The 17027-nt window shown below is 48.2% G+C and carries 19 protein-coding genes, 1 tRNA gene and 1 pseudogene; 13 read left to right on the forward strand and 8 right to left on the reverse strand.

Annotated features, from left to right (window positions below; all coding sequences use genetic code 11):
- Entirely contained in the window at positions 1-759 is a 759-nt protein-coding gene (locus tag AC3OH0_RS01040) for a ZIP family metal transporter (protein ID WP_498344438.1), read from the reverse strand.
- A gap of 8 nt (positions 760-767) precedes the next feature.
- Entirely contained in the window at positions 768-1862 is a 1095-nt protein-coding gene (locus AC3OH0_RS01045; protein ID WP_498344439.1) for a saccharopine dehydrogenase family protein, read from the reverse strand.
- A 66-nt stretch (positions 1863-1928) separates the two neighbouring features.
- Between AC3OH0_RS01045 and tsaA the strand changes: the two genes are divergently transcribed.
- From tsaA to AC3OH0_RS01095, 10 genes and pseudogenes are all read left to right on the forward strand, one after another.
- Complete coding sequence (tsaA, locus tag AC3OH0_RS01050) at positions 1929-2441, forward strand: tRNA (N6-threonylcarbamoyladenosine(37)-N6)-methyltransferase TrmO (RefSeq protein ID WP_498344440.1); 513 nt, start codon at positions 1929-1931, stop codon at positions 2439-2441.
- A gap of 40 nt (positions 2442-2481) precedes the next feature.
- Positions 2482-2760: a hypothetical protein gene (locus tag AC3OH0_RS01055; RefSeq protein WP_498344441.1), complete on the forward strand. Its 279-nt coding sequence runs from the start codon at positions 2482-2484 to the stop codon at positions 2758-2760.
- Between the two features lie 779 nt (positions 2761-3539).
- On the forward strand, positions 3540-4046 hold the full coding sequence (locus AC3OH0_RS01060; RefSeq protein ID WP_498344442.1) for a ferredoxin domain-containing protein: 507 nt from the start codon (positions 3540-3542) through the stop codon (positions 4044-4046).
- Positions 4047-4080: 34 nt separating this feature from the next.
- On the forward strand, positions 4081-5577 hold the full coding sequence (locus AC3OH0_RS01065; protein ID WP_498344443.1) for an ArsB/NhaD family transporter: 1497 nt from the start codon (positions 4081-4083) through the stop codon (positions 5575-5577).
- A 202-nt stretch (positions 5578-5779) separates the two neighbouring features.
- The gene (gene pdxS / locus AC3OH0_RS01070; RefSeq protein WP_498344444.1) at positions 5780-6778 is read left to right on the forward strand and encodes a pyridoxal 5'-phosphate synthase lyase subunit PdxS; all 999 of its coding nucleotides are present in this window, start codon (positions 5780-5782) and stop codon (positions 6776-6778) included.
- Positions 6779-6780: 2 nt separating this feature from the next.
- Positions 6781-7374: a pyridoxal 5'-phosphate synthase glutaminase subunit PdxT gene (gene pdxT / locus AC3OH0_RS01075; RefSeq protein WP_498344445.1), complete on the forward strand. Its 594-nt coding sequence runs from the start codon at positions 6781-6783 to the stop codon at positions 7372-7374.
- A gap of 18 nt (positions 7375-7392) precedes the next feature.
- Positions 7393-8505, forward strand: coding sequence for a pyridoxal-5'-phosphate-dependent protein subunit beta (locus AC3OH0_RS01080; RefSeq protein ID WP_498344446.1), 1113 nt, complete (start codon positions 7393-7395; stop codon positions 8503-8505).
- Positions 8506-8641: 136 nt separating this feature from the next.
- Positions 8642-8737: pseudogene (locus tag AC3OH0_RS01085) on the forward strand (heliorhodopsin HeR); the annotation flags it as partial.
- A 105-nt stretch (positions 8738-8842) separates the two neighbouring features.
- Positions 8843-9052, forward strand: coding sequence for a hypothetical protein (locus AC3OH0_RS01090; protein ID WP_498344447.1), 210 nt, complete (start codon positions 8843-8845; stop codon positions 9050-9052).
- Positions 9053-9069: 17 nt separating this feature from the next.
- Complete coding sequence (locus AC3OH0_RS01095; protein ID WP_245522073.1) at positions 9070-9342, forward strand: MoaD/ThiS family protein; 273 nt, start codon at positions 9070-9072, stop codon at positions 9340-9342.
- Between the two features lie 5 nt (positions 9343-9347).
- Here the strand turns inward: AC3OH0_RS01095 and AC3OH0_RS01100 are convergent, their stop codons facing one another.
- From AC3OH0_RS01100 to AC3OH0_RS01115, 4 genes are read right to left on the reverse strand one after another with little or no spacing between them, the layout of a single operon-like run.
- On the reverse strand, positions 9348-10082 hold the full coding sequence (locus AC3OH0_RS01100) for a HesA/MoeB/ThiF family protein (RefSeq protein WP_498344448.1): 735 nt from the start codon (positions 10080-10082) through the stop codon (positions 9348-9350).
- A 12-nt stretch (positions 10083-10094) separates the two neighbouring features.
- A complete protein-coding gene (locus tag AC3OH0_RS01105) occupies positions 10095-10298 on the reverse strand; it encodes a MoaD/ThiS family protein (protein ID WP_498344449.1) in 204 nt (67 codons plus the stop codon).
- Positions 10299-10322: 24 nt separating this feature from the next.
- Positions 10323-11114 (reverse strand): GTPase, encoded by a 792-nt coding sequence (locus AC3OH0_RS01110; RefSeq protein ID WP_498344450.1) that lies wholly within the window; start codon positions 11112-11114, stop codon positions 10323-10325.
- Positions 11098-11697 carry an adenylate kinase family protein gene (locus AC3OH0_RS01115; protein WP_498344451.1) on the reverse strand — a complete coding sequence of 200 codons (600 nt, stop codon included), beginning with the start codon at positions 11695-11697 and terminating at the stop codon, positions 11098-11100. Before AC3OH0_RS01115 ends, AC3OH0_RS01110 begins: the two co-directional genes overlap by 17 nt.
- Before the next feature lie 127 nt (positions 11698-11824).
- Here AC3OH0_RS01115 and tes point away from each other — a divergent pair, with 127 nt between their 5' ends.
- Positions 11825-13498 carry a tetraether lipid synthase Tes gene (tes, locus tag AC3OH0_RS01120; protein ID WP_498344456.1) on the forward strand — a complete coding sequence of 558 codons (1674 nt, stop codon included), beginning with the start codon at positions 11825-11827 and terminating at the stop codon, positions 13496-13498.
- A 23-nt stretch (positions 13499-13521) separates the two neighbouring features.
- Here tes and AC3OH0_RS01125 read toward each other — a convergent pair whose 3' ends face one another.
- Entirely contained in the window at positions 13522-14943 is a 1422-nt protein-coding gene (locus AC3OH0_RS01125; RefSeq protein ID WP_498344452.1) for an alanine/glycine:cation symporter family protein, read from the reverse strand.
- 138 nt (positions 14944-15081) lie between these two features.
- Between AC3OH0_RS01125 and AC3OH0_RS01130 the strand changes: the two genes are divergently transcribed.
- The gene (locus tag AC3OH0_RS01130) at positions 15082-15342 is read left to right on the forward strand and encodes a hypothetical protein (protein ID WP_498344453.1); all 261 of its coding nucleotides are present in this window, start codon (positions 15082-15084) and stop codon (positions 15340-15342) included.
- Positions 15343-15453: 111 nt separating this feature from the next.
- Positions 15454-16836 carry an aspartate aminotransferase family protein gene (locus AC3OH0_RS01135; protein ID WP_498344454.1) on the forward strand — a complete coding sequence of 461 codons (1383 nt, stop codon included), beginning with the start codon at positions 15454-15456 and terminating at the stop codon, positions 16834-16836.
- 15 nt (positions 16837-16851) lie between these two features.
- Here AC3OH0_RS01135 and AC3OH0_RS01140 read toward each other — a convergent pair.
- A tRNA-Gln gene (locus AC3OH0_RS01140) sits at positions 16852-16946 on the reverse strand.
- Positions 16947-17027 lie beyond the last annotated feature (81 nt).

Below are 17027 nucleotides of genomic sequence, written 5' to 3' on the forward strand. Positions count from 1 at the left end.
TCAAGCCAGTGTGTCCAGGAAGAGCATTGTCACAAACCCTGTTACAAACCCCATTGTCGCAACGTCTTCATGGTCATACTTATGCGTCTCAGGGATCACCTCGTCGCTCACAACATAGACCATTGCCCCAGCGGCCAGCGCGAGTATGAACGGTATTAACCCCTGGCTTACCTCTATGAGCAACCCGGTTAGGATGCTTGCAAGTGTTTCACTGAACCCGGATAAAACCGCTATCGAGAAGGCTTTAAACCTGCTCCCTGTTAAACTTATCAGCGGGTATGATACTGCGAACCCCTCTGGCACATCCTGAATGGCTATGGCTATTGACAAGGCCAATCCTTTCTCGAAGACGAGGGCGGAGCCGGCTCCGACAGCCATTCCTTCAGGTATGTTGTGAATGAGCAGGGCGAAAACCATTAGGTAGAGTGCTTTAACCCTTCCCTTGTACCTGGCAGGGCCTTCAAACCTCTTCTGCAAGTGCTCGTGCGGGGTTAGCTTATCAACGATGAATATCATTACCACCCCGGTTATCAAGCCGGCTAACGCTACGTAGATGCTGGATAACTCTATGGATGGTATTAGCAGGCTTGTGAAAGAAGCTACCAGCATCAATCCTGCCGCGAAGCCTAGGCCGAAATCCATGTACAAGTCTCTTGAGTGGGGTGTTAAAACCCCTATTAACCCTCCAATGCTGGTTCCCAGGGCCGGGATCAACCCGAAAAGTATGCTCCTTCCAAGAGCGTCTGCTTCTAAAAACATTACCCTCCCTACCAGCGCTTAATCCTTATCTTAACGTTTTTAGCTTCCAAGAACTCCTGGAATCCTTGCTTATGCTCGCTCATGTTCTCCAAGGGCTGTACGCCAGGCTTAACCAGCCGCTTCGCCGCCAGGTATGAAGCATACGCGTGAACCAGGGCTGTGAAGAAGGGTGTTGCCGGGTTCTCCACCGTCCCCTGTAAAACCGCTGTTTCAACATACCTTCCCCCGCCAATCCCTGTTGCCTCCACGTGGAGGATTGCTACATCGTTAACATCCGCCTTCAGCCTTGTCTCGAAGATTTTAGCGAGAACCCTCACCGGCTGCACCCTGGTGTTGTCGATTTCCAAGTAATCCTCGCTCATCAAACCCAGGTCTCTCAGGAACTTCATATAGCCTATGTGCCCAGGCCATCTCAGAGTAACCTCTCTCATGTTCCGCGCCCTAATGTTTCTCAACAGGGTTCTCAAGCCGTCTGACACGAATCCTTCAAGCCTTCCAACACCTTCAACATCTACCGTGATGGTCTCGGATAACGGGTCCACTGCTACGAGCTCTCCGTTGCGGATAATTCTCGCAGGCCTCTTATACTCCTCGATGAGGTCAAAGGGGTTCCATGTTACAACGTAGCCTAGAGGGGGGATGGGGTAGCTGGGGATTCCTCCAACCATTATGTCGATGCTTTCCAGCCCTCCCAGCTCCTTTTCCACGTATCCTGCGATCAAGTTGCTGTAGCCCGGGGCGAACCCGGCGTCAGGTACGAACACGCTTCCACACTTCTCCACTACAGGCTCGAGCAGGTAGGGGTCTTCCCTGGTGAATGAAACATCCACGATATCAACGCATTCCTCAGCCAGGGTTTTCAGGATCGGGAAGGCTGTGGAGGAGGGGAGTGCTGTTACGAATAAGTCCGACTTTCTCGCAAGCTCTTTCAAAACGTCCTGCGAGTAGACATGGAACACTGTCCTGCCGAGGGCTTCAGCCAAGGGCTTGACCCCTGGGTTTGCGTCAACAGCGTTGAAGCTTGCGTCAGGGAGCAGTTCATGCAATAGTTTAAGCGTCCTATACCCGACTCTTCCAAGCCCGAGGACTGTTACCTCGCTCATAAGCCTCTCCAAGCATATTAATTGTTGCTTGAAAATAATAACCTCTTGGGAACGGTGTCCTCTATCATGGCCGAGTTCAGAATAGAGGTCAAGCCTATTGGGGTAGTCCACGTTGAAGCAGGTGATGAGGAGGTTAAGAAGAGCGTTAACGGGGTTCCAGGGGTTGTTGAAATATTCCCCGAGTACGAGCAAGGCTTGAAAGGGCTGGAAGGCTTCTCGCACATAATCCTTGTAACATTCCTGCATAAGATTAGTGATCGAGACAGGGAAACACTGCTGGTTAAGCCACGGAGGCTTGTCAAATATGGTTTCACACTGGAAGAACTACCGTTAATAGGGGTTTTCGCAACCGACTCCCCTCACCGTCCAAACCCGATCGGGGTTTCAATAGTCGAGCTGGCTAGAGTTGAAGGCAGGTTTCTACATGTCAAGGGGTTGGACGTGTTCAACGGAACCCCTGTGCTGGATTTGAAGCCCTACACGCCCGGCAGGGTTGTGCGGGAGGTTAGGCTACCGGAATGGTATGCTAGCCTGCTGGAGAAGGCGAGGAGGGTTGAGCCCGGGCTGAGCGACCTGTAACCTATTTAAGACCCCGGGATAAAGGTTAGCGTGGAGACAAATGGGTATCATAGCATCCAAGCTCGCGGTTCCCGGTGGTGGAGGCTTGCAGATTAGAGTTGAGTATAAGAAGGGCGGGGCGAGGGTGGATGTTTTCGGCGCCTTCTTCGAATCATACGTTACCATCCCGGACAGGGTTTTGATAGATGGGAAGACTATTATGCCGGAGCCGGACAGCGATATTATATTTTTTATTGACGCTGTAACGTTGAAAATAACTAAGTCTAAGAATATGCCACCGTTAATAGAGATTACTACAGCGTCGAAAACAAGAGCTTGAAAACAAGTTTTAAACAACAGTGCTTGAAATAGCACTTAGTTATGAATTATTGTCTTAAAGAAAAAGTATTAAACAATGTTGGAAAAACCTGCAGTATTACCTGAAATTCTTGATCTAGTAGGTTTCTGGGTAAACCACCTATATATACTTCACAAGCCCCGGGGAGGTTTGAGGAGGGAAAGTATTATCCCTATGTTTTCACACACTTACTTTTGAAGCATGATTCTTTCATGATTAAGTTAACAGTAAACTGTTTCAGAAATAATTTATGGAGGCCAGAGCATTGTTAAAGAATCATGCGTATTACCGCCCCAGCCCGATCTAGAAGGGTTTTACCGAAACCACCTAGCCCGTTTCACGTTCAGACTCATGGGTTAGTTTTGAAGGTATTAGCATGGTGCCTACCTGGGTATCCCGGCGCCTGCGGGTGTTGTAGGGTTGCGGGCCCGATACGGGTTTCTTTGTATTAAGGAAGATTCGGCGATCACTGATCAACCTGTTCCCCCGTTGAAAAACAAGCGGAGGATTCAGCGAGGAGATCACTGGTTAACTTGACCCCGGTTAAGTTAATTAGCGATTAACTACCCTATTTGATCACGTTACAGTATCCATAAGATTAAACATGTTTGAAGAATATGCACATTGTTTAAAAAAACAGGTCCAAACCGTGCCCGCACAGCGGAAGCATAGGGATTATGGGAATGTTTTTGTATAACACGAAGGCGGGATGAGGTATTTAAACATAAACCCTTAATTAAAACAGTTTTGGTGAACCCGCCGTGATTACTGAACAGGACGCGGTAAAAAACGCTGTGAAAACAGCCGCGGAGTTAATGGTGGCGTCAGCAAAGACGGCTCCAAAGGCTAGGGGAGTTGACAACATTGTAACACTAGTGCTCGATTCGAAAGAGGAGTTGGAGAAGCTGGCCTCGAAAATGGAGGAGCTTGCCCCTGAGTACGGGGATTTCTTCAGGAGAGATGCTCAAAATGTTAGAAACAGCCTAGCGGTCGTCCTGATAGGGTGCAGTATTTCAAACCTACAGTTAAACAAGCCTAGTAAATGGATTCTGGATCCCGATATTGTTAATTCACTGGTTAATCTTGGAATAGCAATAGGATCAGCTGTTAAAACAGCAAGCTTGCTCAACATAGACAACAGGGTAATGTTCACCATAGGTGTTGCAGCCCAGGAGCTCGGGTTGCTGAAGGCAGACGTAGTGTACGGCATCCCATTGTCCGTTACGGGGAAGAACATATTCTTCGACAGGAAGTGGCCTCCTAAATAACAAATCTGCTTCGTAACAAGCATGAGGGGTTCTCATGTGGAGAAAAATAGCTTTAATACTCCTGCTCTCATTCACCCTGTCAACCCTAATCTCCTACTATGCAGCAATCCCTAACACCCCTATTGGCTCCGAGATAGTCGAGTACTGGAGAGCGGTTACTGGGAACAGGGATAGCATTAATGATTTATCAAGTATTTTCAAGCAATCCGTTTCCCTAGGGCTTTTCCTAGCCGTTATAGGGTTGACAATACTGTCTATGGAGTACCGCTACTATGCTGTTTTCCTTGGAATATCCCTGGTAACAATCCTCGGCATAGTGCCTCCTCAAAACATGATCACAGGTGTGGAGTGGAATCTAATCTTATTCCTCATAGGTAGCATGACATTAGCCTTCATCCTCAAATCCCTGGGTGTTTTCGAGTATCTCGCGATCAAAATACTCGAATTCTCAAACGGCTCGGTCAACAGACTCTTCTTTACACTCTTATTCTTCGCCTGGTTTCTATCAATGATTGTTGATGAGGCAACCAGCATTGTCTACGTGATCTTTCTAGTGTTCGAGATAAAAAGACTCACACGCCAGGACGTGTATATGCTTGCAGTGGCCACGGTTTTAGCAACCAATACTGGTAGCATGGCACTACCGGTTGGAAACCCTATTGGAATATACTTGTCTTTCACGGCACAGCTCTCCGTTAAAGACTTCTTGTCGAAATCACTGCCTTTATCATTTATTCTCTTAATAGTTATTTACACTACCATCTATATTTTAAACAAGAACTACCTTAGAACCCTGGCAAACGAGCTTAGTGAGAATAAGGTTAGGAAGAGAATAGAAGCATACTATTCCAACATACGCAGGGAGGACCTTAGGAAGGTTAAAATGGGAGCGTTGCTCATACTGGTATTCCTTGCAATAGTGTCCACGGTTGACTTCACCGCAGAGATCCTAACAAGCTTCTCCGGTAGCGAGATCCAGCCGCACTCCCTCCTCTCCTTCATACCGTATACTTTAATATTGGTCGCGGGGTTAGTCTACGGCCCTGAAAAACTGGAGCACGCTATAACAAGAGGAGTTGAATGGCCTTCAATACTGTTCTTCATATCGCTCTTCATGCTCGGTTTCTCCCTCCTATACACCGGGATTGCTTCCAAACTAGCCTACCTAATCATCGAGGCAGGGATGCCAACGAGCGGCGAGGGCCCAGGGATACTGGGGGAGTTGATGCTAGTATTCTCGGCAATTCTAAGCAGCCTACTAGACAATTTAAGCGTGATAGTGGCGGCAACACCGATTGTTAAAACCATAGAAGCATTATTTTCAACGAAGAAAATCTACTGGAGCCTACTATACGGGAGCGTATTAGGAGGCAACTTCACTCCGATCGGTTCCACAGCCAACATAGTGGCTATTGGGCTTCTTGATAGAGAGAACATCAAGATTACATGGGGGTCCTGGTTGAAAATAGCGTTAATCCCCACGATCATCCAGATTTCAATAGCCTTAGGATGGAGCATTGGTATCATTTAAACATGCATCCCCGAGATACTGGTTCAAATATTTTATGCAAAACTTTTCACATGATCTAAAAACTGCAATGTGTAAAACGACATGGCTCACCCTATGTCTCCCTCACGCTGAAGGCCCCTGTAGCTTGAAAAAGACTTTTTATTGAACGTTCAACAAGTCTTAACAATCCTCCTCTCGATTACTCCTCACTGGTGGTTTTTAAATGAAGCTAGTCGACGGGTATGTATTCCTCGGAAAGCTCAGGAACCTGATCTACGAGTTGCTCGAGGCAAGGGATAGAGCCGTAGAGGAGGGATTAGTAGTAGAGAACGCGACACCCCTCGTTAAATACGGCTTTATCTCGATGCTGAAAGGCGGAGTTATCATGGACGTTACATGCCCGGAGCAGGCGAGAATAGCCGAGGAAAGCGGTGCAGTGGGCGTGATGGTTTTAGACAAGTTACCATACGATGTGAGAATGGCGGGCGGTGTCGCGAGAACAGCCGATTTAAAAGTCATAGAGAGCGTTATGGATGCGATAACCATCCCTGTATCTGCAAAGTGCAGGATAGGACATGAAGAGGAGGCCAGGCTACTCGAAGAGCTAGGGGTGGACTTGATAGATGAAAGCGAGGTTTTAACTCCCGTTGACGAGAAGGCACACATCAACAAGTGGAGGTTTAAAACGCCCTTTGTGAACGGGGCGCGAAGCCTGCCCGAAGCCCTTAGAAGAATCTATGAAGGAGTTTCAATGATTAGAACGAAGGGAGAGCCTGGAACAGGCAACGTGGCAGAGGCCGTCAGGCACATGAAAATGGTAAATAGGTGTATCTCCTTATTGAGGGGGTACTACATTGAGGGCGACTATGAGGCGATATGGATTTATTCCAAGGAAAACAAGGTGCCATACGAATTGGCCCTCCTCACCGCAAAACTCGGCAGACTACCAGTGGTGAATTTCGCGGCGGGAGGAATAGCCCCCCCAGCCGATGCAGCGCTCATGATGTGGCTCGGGGCGGACGGTGTGTTCGTGGGATCGGGTATATTCAAGAGTAGCGATCCAGCTACAAGGGCAAGAGCTATCGTGCTTGCCACGGCCTTCTACGACGACCCAGAAACCGTTGTCGAAGCGCAGAAAATGGTGTCTGAGAAGAATGCGATGCTGGGCATTGACATTAGGACTTTGAAGCCAGAGCAATTGATGCAGGTGAGAGGTGAGTAGCCGTGAAGATGGGTGTATTAGCTCTTCAAGGCGACTACCTGGAGCATGCGCAGTTGCTGAAAGAGCTCGGTGTTGAAGCGGTCTACGTTAAGAGGAGCGAGCAATTGAGAGAAGTCAAAGCATTGATCATACCCGGTGGTGAATCGACAACCATTGGGAATCTGATATCGCAAATGGGACTCTCGCAGGCCATAGTAAAATATGCAGAAGAAGGGAATCCGGTACTGGGGACTTGTGCAGGGGCAATAATCCTGGCCAAGAAAGTAATCGACAGAGTGGTTAGTGAGACGGGCCAGTTCACGCTTGGATTAATGAATATAGCGGTGACGAGAAACGCGTTTGGAAGACAGAACGAGTCTTTCGAAGCAACGGTATACATAGAAGACATTGGCGAGGTTAGAGCCGCGTTCATAAGGGCACCTGTTATATCGGATGCTTGGAGCCCGGCGAAAATAACGGGCTACATAGATCACCCAGCAATTGGAAGAGTGGGCGTAGCTGCAAAGCAGGGCAGGATAATCGCTATTTCGTTCCACCCTGAGATCACCGGGGACAAGCAAATATACGAGTACCTAATAAGCCTCGCCAAGAAATAGGAAGACATGGGTTTGTTTTTGCAACAACACAAGGTAAAATGCAGTGTTTGTGGCCGAGAGCTTGGAGAGAATGAGTACTTAACTAGTTGCCTTTTTTGCGGAGGCATACCTATAATAGAATATGAAGCCCCCGTTTTCAAAGTCGACGAATCAAAACCCGGCATACTGAGGTATGGCAGCCTCCTCCCCCAGATGCGCGTCGCGTCCACTCGTGGAGAGGGCTTAACGCCGATCATGGAGCTCGACGGAGTCCTCGTTAAAAACGAACGGTTTAACCCAACGGGTAGCTACGCGGATAGAGCCTCCGCCCTTATTTCAAGCCACATCGCATCCAGTGGGATTAGGAGAATAAAGGTACGATACGAGCCCGGCTTCACAAGGTCTCTTTCATACTACCTTCCTCGCGGGGTAAGAGCACACTACTGCGTTGAAAAACCGCTTGAAATAGACATTGATGACTTATTCGAGCTGGCTAACCGGGGAGAGCTCTCAGCGTGTGGAAACAGCGTGGGGGTCCCCGTTGAGTACACTAGCGCGTTGACAGTAGAGGGCTTGAAGACGATTGTCTTCGAAATATATGAGAAGAGGGTTAACGTTGAATACATTGTCGTCCCTGCAATGACCGGTGTTCTAGCGTTTTCCCTCGCGAAAGGACTAAGCGAATTAGAGAGGAGTGAGCTAGCAATAGACTTGAAAGTGATTGCAGTATTCCCGGAAGGCGCTGTAATCCCCGACTTCTTGAAAAACATGGATCGGGTAGAGATCGTAAGGGCCTCCAGTGAAGACGCCCTAGACTCCTTTAATTACCTCCTTAAAAAAGGAATATACACGGTGCCCCTCTCTGCAATGGGGTTCCAAGTAGCGAAGATTATTCAGGGTTCAATCGCTGTATTAACCATCGGCTACAAGCCTAGATCGAGGAGAAGGAGAAGCAGGCTTGCTGAGGAGGTGTTGAAGACCCTCGAGAAACTAGACAGGGCAACAGCTTACGAAATATGGAGGAATAACCCCGAGTCCTCTCTAAGAGGGATTTACAAAGCCATTAAATCTCTCATGAGAGAAGGCCTGGTGTGCGAGGAACCTATGAGCAGGGGCAGGCGTAAAATAATTCTCTATAGACTGTGCTCGTGAGTCAGGGTTTTTCTGAACTCGGCATAATTATCTTGCCAGGTGTAGTCACTGTTATTATCGCATATCCCTTCATGTGGTGGAGCCTTATGCTCCTTAATGTAAACTGTGTGGCCTGGATGCGCGAGGAAAACCCGCTTATCTCTACGGCGAGAGAGTGTACATTATACTGAGCTTAACAGCTAAAACTATACTTGCATGGCTTGTGTTCATAGGAGTGTTCGCACCGTTTTAAAACCTTGCTATAGTTCTTTTTTCGAACCCAACTCCTCACGTGTTTCAACATTTTTAAGAGAGAAAATCTGTTTCTGAAAAACAAGCGTGGTTAAGGGTTTGGGAATTGCTCTGTGTTAAAATACTTCCTGATAATGCTGAGAAATGCTTCAGTGTTGAGAAAACGATTTTGAAAAACCTGATAGAGTGGTTGAAGGAGGATATAGAGGGGTACAGCATCCTCGTTCTCGTCAACGATAAACTCGTTGAAAACTATGATGTGGAAGTCACAAGCGCGGATAGAGTTGTGGTGGTGAAGGAAAATATAGGGGGATAACGTAATACTGAATAAAGGTGGGGCTTTTGAAAATAACAGTGGTCTTCCTTGGAAGAGCCAGCGAGTTCTCCCAGAAATCAATAATAACGGTAGAACTACCTGAGAACGCAACGCTCTACGATCTGTTGAAAAAACTTGGTGAAACGGTTAACCCGAGGATCTTCACCAAGTTCCTTGAAGGCCAGTTTGTGTTTGTAACATATGTGAACGATACCCCAACCATCTCGCTCACCACCCCGTTAAGAGATGGCGACAGGGTGTCGCTGATAACTCCGGAAATGGGTGGTTGAAAACTCTATTCATGACATACTTGGCATTCAAACTTCTTAATCTCAACTATTTCCATGCTGTTTGTTTTAGCATTGAACAAGGCTAGTTTATTAATCAATGGCTCTCCCACACCGAGAATTATCTTGACAACCTCATTAACCTCTAACAACCCTAACAAGCCTGGTATATGACCCATAACTATCACTGGCTTCTTCTCCGTCTTATCAACCCCTTGGAACAGGCATCTTAAACAAGGGGTTTTACCGGGAATTATCGTGGTTACCTGACCGTAGAATTCGCCGACCCCTGCGTGAACCAGGGGTTTTCCAAGCCTCCAGCAAGCCTTGTCCAAAATAAATCTGGTCTCCCAATTGTCCAACGCGTCTACAACGACGTCAACGCTTTTCACATAGTCGTCTATTATTTCCTCGGTAATCCTCGCATGAACCGGTGTTATCTCGACATTAGGGTTGAGTTTTTTCAGCTTGTGGTAGGCAACGGTTACTTTTGGCTTACCTATGTCATCAACCGTGTAGAGGATTTGTCTTTGAAGATTGCTCAACTCCACTAATCCTTCATCTATAACGATTATCCTGCCAACACCCATGGCAACTAGGTAGTGTAAGACAGCTGATCCCAACCCCCCGGCTCCCGCAACCAGGATGCTCGAGTTTTTAAGCCTTAGCTGGCCCTCAACCCCGATCACGGGAATCTGCCTACTATACCTCTCAAGCTCCTCTGGACTGAGCGTACCCGTCACCCCTCTCAACCCCTACCCTCCCGACTTGACCGTGAAAACCGTTACCGCCTCCCCGTCAACAACCTCGTCATCATCGACGAGTATTTCACCATCCTTTAGAACGACGTACTCGGTAGGGTTCAGCCCTAGTTTTGCGAGCAGGTCTTTAACCCTGATCCTGGATACTTCAACAATCCTCGGCTCCCTCTCACCCGTTATATTTACCTTAACAGGCATGACCTGTCACTCTCAACTACTGAATTATCCAGGCCTCTCGTAAAAAGGTATCCTGCCATCGTGATAATCCCTTATAATAGCCCTCGCAGCCTCCTCTATCAATGGCTCCTTAGTGGTCTTGTAGAACCATCCCCTCTTAACAGCGTATTGTTCGAGAATGCTTAGTGGATCCTGTGTCTCAATACCGTAGGCTATGGCGAATGCTTCCTTATTGTAGCTCAGAATCTTCTTTATTAGCTCAATCGCAGGGTTTACCGGATCCTCCAGCTTCTCCGGCGGATATCCTCTTAAAACTCTCTCCAAATCCCCTCCCTCCACAGGTATTACACCAGGAGTGTCGATCATGTAGATGTCCTCGTCAATCCTGTAGAGTTGGAAGCTCCTGGTGTAGCCTGGGCTTCCAGGGTAGGGGCTGGTTGGGGCTGAGTGGCGTCCTTTCAACGCGTTGATTATTGAGGACTTACCCACCTTTGGATACCCCGCTACAGCGACCGTTACAGGGAACTCCCTGGCCAAGTGCTTGATTGTTCGGCGAAGCCTTAGAGTGCCCATGTGCCTGGTTGCAGCAATATAGACCACGTGGTAGCCCCTGGTCTTGAAAAACTCTTTCCACTCGTCGGCAACATCCCTGGGTATCAGATCGCTCTTGTTGAGGACGAGGAGCAGTTGCTTACCGTGCCTAGCCGTCACCGCCTCGAGCCTCCTGCTGAAGGTCTCTAAGGGCGTCCTAGCGTCAAGAACCATTAGCACGATGTCTGCCTTGGAAACCATTCTCTCAAGCTCGCTCCATGATGCTAGTTTAAAAACCGTTGCCATCACCCCCGTAATTGTTAAACCTGTCCAAGGCTTCCGCGGGGATTTGCTCAAGCCAGTTAATCCTCAAGCCTGGTTCGAACCGGGCCTCTCCCTTCACGACCGCCAAGACTTCGTCGAGTACTTCTCCAACGCTCTTCCCGGAAACATCCAGCTCGTAAACCCTGTTGCCCCCGAAGGCTTCTAAAGCGTTCACTGAAACCGTCCCGAGTATCTCAGCCATAACGTTCTCGTTAACCTTCTCCCTCCCCCAACCCCTCTCTAAGAGCCTCTTCTCAAGCTCGAAAGGGTTGAGCCTTAGAACAACAACCTTGTCCACGATATCAGGGTCAATTATCTCCGGGTAGTGAGTATCTATGACGACGTAGCCCTCCCTGTTCTCAACAATACTCCTAACCTTGGAGGCAACAGCCTCCTCATCGATAACGTATGTCTTCCTTGAAGCATCGTACTCTAGGATGAGGTTGTTCTCGAGGGCAAGCTTTGACAGGTCGATGGCTTCCGTGTTTAAAACTCTCGCGAGCTCCCTGGCCAGAGTCGACTTGCCCGTTCCCGGCACGCCCGCGATCACAATAGCTTTGCCCATGATTAAACACTTGAATAAGGAATTTGTAAAACCCTTATTTATCCTCCCCAAGCGGTCTGGATACGTTTTTAATTCCCCCGTGCTATAACATGTTTATAGATGGCTGGTGAATGGTTTGACACAGACAATGTTGAAGAAGCCTGGCGAGATATCTTACTCCTTGCCTAAGATAAGGCAGGGAGAGGAGGTTTTATCACTCACGTTAAGCGTGTGCCCATACTGCTACAGGGAGTTGGCAGCCGTCATTGTCGAGAGAGACGGCAAGGTCTACATTAGAAGAGTGTGCCCGGAGCATGGGGATATCGAGGAGCTCTACTACGGGGATGTAGCCTTCTATAAGAAGGTGACAGGCTGGCATGAGGAGGGGCGTGGAGCCCGCCACGTTTATACCCAAGTATCAACCCTCTGCCCCTTCAACTGCGGCCTCTGCCCAATGCATAAGAACCACACTGCGCTAGTAAACATGGTTATAACCAATAGGTGTAACCTGAGTTGCTGGTATTGTTTCTTCTATGCAGAAGCCTCTGGGTACGTTTACGAGCCAAGCCTTGAACAGATAAGAGACATGGTGAGAAGCATTAAGAAGCAAGGAGTAACAGTTGCGATACAGCTGACGGGCGGTGAGCCCCTGCTAAGGGATGACCTAATAGACATTGTCAAGCTTTTAAGGAATGAAGGGGTTAGGCACATCCAGTTGAACACCAACGGGATAAAATTCGCGGAGCTATACCTCGAAGACCCGGCTAAAGCCATAGAGTACGCCAGGGCTCTCAGAAGCAACGGAGTCAACACAGTCTACCTTAGCTTCGACGGAGTATCACCAGTGGTGAACTGGAAAAACCACTGGGAGATCCCATACATTTTCGAAACCTTCAGGAAAGCCGGATTAACCAGCGTTGTCCTGGTGCCCACAGTCATAAAAGGCGTGAACACCCACGAGCTAGGAGCCATATTGAAGTTTGCGGGGAGAAACATGGATGTTGTAAGGGCTGTGAACTTCCAGCCCGTAAGCCTCACGGGCTATATGAAGAAACATGAGAGGGAGAAATACCGTATCACAATACCTGACGTTGTCAAGCTCGTGGAGGAGCAGACGAACGGGGAGATACACTCCAACGCATGGTTCCCGGTCAACGTGAGCGCGATATTCTCAAGGTTCGTGGAGGGCTTCAGTGGTGAGTTCAAGTTCGAGATGGGCAACCATCCGATATGCGGTGTGGGAACATATGTTTACGTTGAAAGGAAAAATGGCAACGTGAAGTTCACCCCTATAACGGATTTCGTCGATGTTGAAGGACTCCTCGAGTATTTGAAAGATAAGTGGGAGGACTTGATCACGGGCTCGAGCAGGTTGACGACAGGCCTCCGCCTCCTCTACAGTATAAGAAAGTTTATAAACCAGGAGAAGGCTCCAGAGGGCTTTGACCTGTACAAGCTATTGTTCAACATCATTGTTAAAAGAAGCTATGAAGCTCTCGGAGAACTCCACTACAAACTACTATTCATAGGGCAGATGCACTTTATGGACCTCTACAATTACGATATTCAGAGAGTTCAGAGATGTAACATACACTATTCAGTCCCCGATGGAAGACTAATACCTTTCTGCGCGTTCAACATCTTCGACGACATATACAGAGATAAGATTCAGAGAGAGTACAGTATACCGGCAGAGGAGTACTCGATCAAATACAGTCTGCCCAAGGGGTATTTGACAAAGAAGTATGTAAGGGATAGGAGAAAGCTTGAGTCAACGGAGCTCTACAAGATTACTTATGAGGGATTGCTGGAGAAAAAATAGTGAATGGTCTTAGAAGTTAAAAACTACTTTTTAGCCTCCCCGGTCTCGAATACCTGTCTGGAGTAGAAGTCCTTGATCAGTTTTAACGCCAGGGGCGTGAAGTATGCGACAGCTATTAGGTTGGGAATAGCCATCAAGCCGTTAGCCATGTCGGAGAAGTTCCAGAAGGTTTCAAAGTAAGACCCGTATACTGCAGCAGGAATTATAGGTATAATCCAGAGAATTCTCCAGATGAATCTCATTGGTTTCTCAGGAAGCCTCAATGTCCTAACCCAGAAGTAGGTCCAGTTAATCTCTCCATACCACTCCCACGATAGCAGTGTGGTATAGGCGAACAGTGCTAAAGCGACTCCAAGAATAATGGGAGCATAAGTACCGTAAGCCCTATAGAAGGTCTCCATGGCAAGGGCTGCACCGCTTAAGTCCGGCCTCTCGATATATGTTCTCGCAACAATGTTAGCGATACCCGTGACCGAGCAGATGACAATCGTGTCCATGAATACTTCGAAAACACCGTAAAAGGCGACTCTTCCAGGATGGTCTACTGTCATGAAGGCGTACGCGTTAGGAGCGCTTCCAAGACCTGCCTCGTTGGAGAATAACCCTCTTGCAAAGCCGTACCTGATAGCGCTGTAGACAACCCATCCAGACAAGCCGCCAGCAGCCGCCTGCGGTGTGAAAGCGTATTTGAAGATCTCTGAAATACCTGTGAGGAAGTTGCCACCGAACTTTATCCAGACGCCAATTCCAAATATTATGTACCATGCGGCCATGAACGGGACCATGTAATTGGCTACCTCGGCAATCCTCCTCAACCCGCCTATGACGACGAGAGCTGTGAAGAACATCATCAGTATGCCGACTATCAACCTCAGCTGGAAGATTTGCTCCTCGGTTTGAGCGCCAAATAATTTTCCAACATACTCGGCCCCTAATGCCACGTTGTTAGCCTGAACCATGTTGCCGATACCGAACGCCGCTATGAAGGTGAGTATTGAGAACAATACTGCGAGGGCTGGGCCTATAACCGGTACCAGCCTAATATAATATGGTGTGCCTCCCTCGATTCTCCCATCCGGGGTGACCCTTCTAGACCACGCTGCCAGGGTTGCCTCAACACCCTTCAAACCCATCCCGAGTATTGCGCACACCCACATCCAGAACAGGGCCCCAGCTCCTCCTAAGTGCAGGGCGGTTGACACGCCTGCAATATTGCCAACTCCGACGGTAGCACCCATCACAGTAGCCCAGATAGCGAAGGGCTTGACCTCGCCTTTGCCCCCTGTGCCCTTATACAGCATTGTTCTAAGTGCTGTACCGAACTTTCTTATCTGGTAGAATCCTCCTAGTATTCCGACAGCCAGCCCTGTTCCAGCAAGGATTATTATAGCGGGTAGACCCCATACAAGACCATCGATATAATCTATTAATGATGCGATATCCAAATCCTTCACCCACAAATACTAGTATTTTATCACACATAGTATAAATACTTTTACTATACTAGTTCCTTTTTCCCACGATGAGGGGTTCTGTTAAGGTTTAAATATTACTGGAGATAAACTTAATATTATGGTGGTCTAATGGTCGAGTTTGAAATAACTCCTAAGCAGAAGGATATGTCAATAATCGTGTGGATACTGTCTCTAATAATCCTAGGTGGACTAATGCTGGCGCTGGGCTTTTCAACAAACATCAAGGACGTCGTAGGGGAAGACCCGTACCTCGGCTACAGGTATGTTGCCCACCTGATCGTGGTTGCAGTGGTATTAATTATCGGTATTCTAGGCTGGTTATCCGGTAGAGGAACTGTTGAGAAAACCGGGATTTTCAAGTTTGAATAACCCATCTCCTAGCGTGAGATTTCTTTTTCCACGTCTTCTTAAGATTTCGGCATCAGTCTCGATCACAAACAATATTAACCATCATGAGTATAATAATTAATTCGTGATCTTATGAGTACAAACCCGTCTATTCCTACCAGTAAGAAAATAGATAAAAGCCTTCCTATCGTGGAGAAGTATAAGAGGTATGTGTCGCAGAGCCAAGCATTTAAATACTTCCCGATTGTGATCGCTAAAGCCAAGAATTCTAGGATATGGGATCTCGATGGAAACGAGTACATAGACTTCTTGGCGAGCGCGGCCTCTTACAACATCGGGCACTCTAACGATGCCGTTGTGAAAGCCGTTAAGGAACACTTAGACAAATTCATTCATTACTGCCTATATCTTTACCACGAGCCCGTGGCAGAGCTCTCAGAGCTCCTAGTCAAAATCACGCCGGGGGATTACGAGAAAAAAGTTATAATAGGATTGAGCGGTGGCGATGCTAACGATACGGCTTTGAAGGCCGCTCTCGCATATACTAGGAGACCGAGGATAGCTTCATTCACATACTCCTACCACGGTACGACTGCGCTAGACATTGCCGTCGGGGGCTCCTTCGACCCCGACCTGAGGAGCGCCATACCCTTCCACAACGTCTACTTCCTCGAGTTCCCGGACACCTACAGGTGTGTTAACAATATAGATGACCCGGTTCAATGCGGTGAGGAGTATTTAAGCATGATAGACACCTTCTTCAAGAAGAAGTATGCCGGGGAATCCTTTGCAGCAATGATAATAGAGCCTGTTCAGGGCGATGGCGGCGTCCTAGTCCCCCCTGAAAACTTTATGAGAGGAGTTAGGAGGATAACCCAGGAATATGGGATGGTTCTAATAGATGATGAAGTCCAAACCGGGATGGGAAGAACCGGCAAACTCTTCGCAATAGAACACTTCAACATAACCCCCGATGTAATAGTACTGGGCAAGGCGCTGGGCGGCGGGATGCCCGTCTCTGCGGTAGTGGGTAGGAGGGAGATTGTGGAGTCAACGCCTCCCCAATCCTTCTTCGCAACGTCAGCAGCGCATGCTTCATCAGTAGCTGGCGCAATAGCGGCTGTGAAATACGTGTTGGAGAATAAGCTTCACGAAGTAGCGGCGGAGAAGGGGAGGTATCTTGCGAGAAGGCTCGGAGAGCTAAAGGAGAAGTATGAAGTAGTCGGCGATGTAAGAGGTCTCGGCCTAATGCTCGGGGTTGATGTAGTGAGGGATAAGAAGTCGAAGCAGCCGGATAGGACGTTGGCGTTGAAAATAATCTGGAGAGCTTGGGAGAAGGGGTTGATAATGATGACCTATGGTAAATACGGCAACGTGCTGAGGATTGCACCACCGTTGACAATACCTTACGAGGACATGGACCGCGCGGTTGAGATAATAGATGAATCTATAAAAGACGCTGTGGAAGGCAGGGTGCCGGACACCGTTGTAAACTACATGACCGCTTGGAAGTGAAAGTTTTTCAAATAGTAGCCGGGCGGGGATTCGAACCCCGGTCACGGGGGCACTCCCCCTCGGCCCAAGGGACCAGAGCCCCGCATCCTTGGCCGCTAGACGACCCGGCTGTCAATATGAAATAATCTTGTAAAGCTTTTTAATCTTTAAGTCCTGACCAACGCGAAACACCCTTAGGGGGACCGGTATGT

It is taken from the genome of Thermosphaera sp. (assembly GCF_059755995.1).

Excerpts from the sequence above, each read along its gene's own strand:
- AC3OH0_RS01040 (WP_498344438.1), bottom strand. The coding sequence starts at position 759 with ATGTTTTTAGAAGCAGACGCTCTTGGAAGGAGCATACTTTTCGGGTTG.
- AC3OH0_RS01045 (WP_498344439.1), bottom strand. The coding sequence starts at position 1,862 with ATGAGCGAGGTAACAGTCCTCGGGCTTGGAAGAGTCGGGTATAGGACG.
- tsaA (WP_498344440.1), top strand. The coding sequence starts at position 1,929 with ATGGCCGAGTTCAGAATAGAGGTCAAGCCTATTGGGGTAGTCCACGTT.
- AC3OH0_RS01055 (WP_498344441.1), top strand. The coding sequence starts at position 2,482 with ATGGGTATCATAGCATCCAAGCTCGCGGTTCCCGGTGGTGGAGGCTTG.
- AC3OH0_RS01065 (WP_498344443.1), top strand. The coding sequence starts at position 4,081 with ATGTGGAGAAAAATAGCTTTAATACTCCTGCTCTCATTCACCCTGTCA.
- pdxS (WP_498344444.1), top strand. The coding sequence starts at position 5,780 with ATGAAGCTAGTCGACGGGTATGTATTCCTCGGAAAGCTCAGGAACCTG.
- AC3OH0_RS01105 (WP_498344449.1), bottom strand. The coding sequence starts at position 10,298 with ATGCCTGTTAAGGTAAATATAACGGGTGAGAGGGAGCCGAGGATTGTT.
- AC3OH0_RS01110 (WP_498344450.1), bottom strand. The coding sequence starts at position 11,114 with ATGGCAACGGTTTTTAAACTAGCATCATGGAGCGAGCTTGAGAGAATG.
- AC3OH0_RS01115 (WP_498344451.1), bottom strand. The coding sequence starts at position 11,697 with ATGGGCAAAGCTATTGTGATCGCGGGCGTGCCGGGAACGGGCAAGTCG.
- tes (WP_498344456.1), top strand. The coding sequence starts at position 11,825 with ATGTTGAAGAAGCCTGGCGAGATATCTTACTCCTTGCCTAAGATAAGG.
- AC3OH0_RS01130 (WP_498344453.1), top strand. The coding sequence starts at position 15,082 with ATGGTCGAGTTTGAAATAACTCCTAAGCAGAAGGATATGTCAATAATC.
- AC3OH0_RS01135 (WP_498344454.1), top strand. The coding sequence starts at position 15,454 with ATGAGTACAAACCCGTCTATTCCTACCAGTAAGAAAATAGATAAAAGC.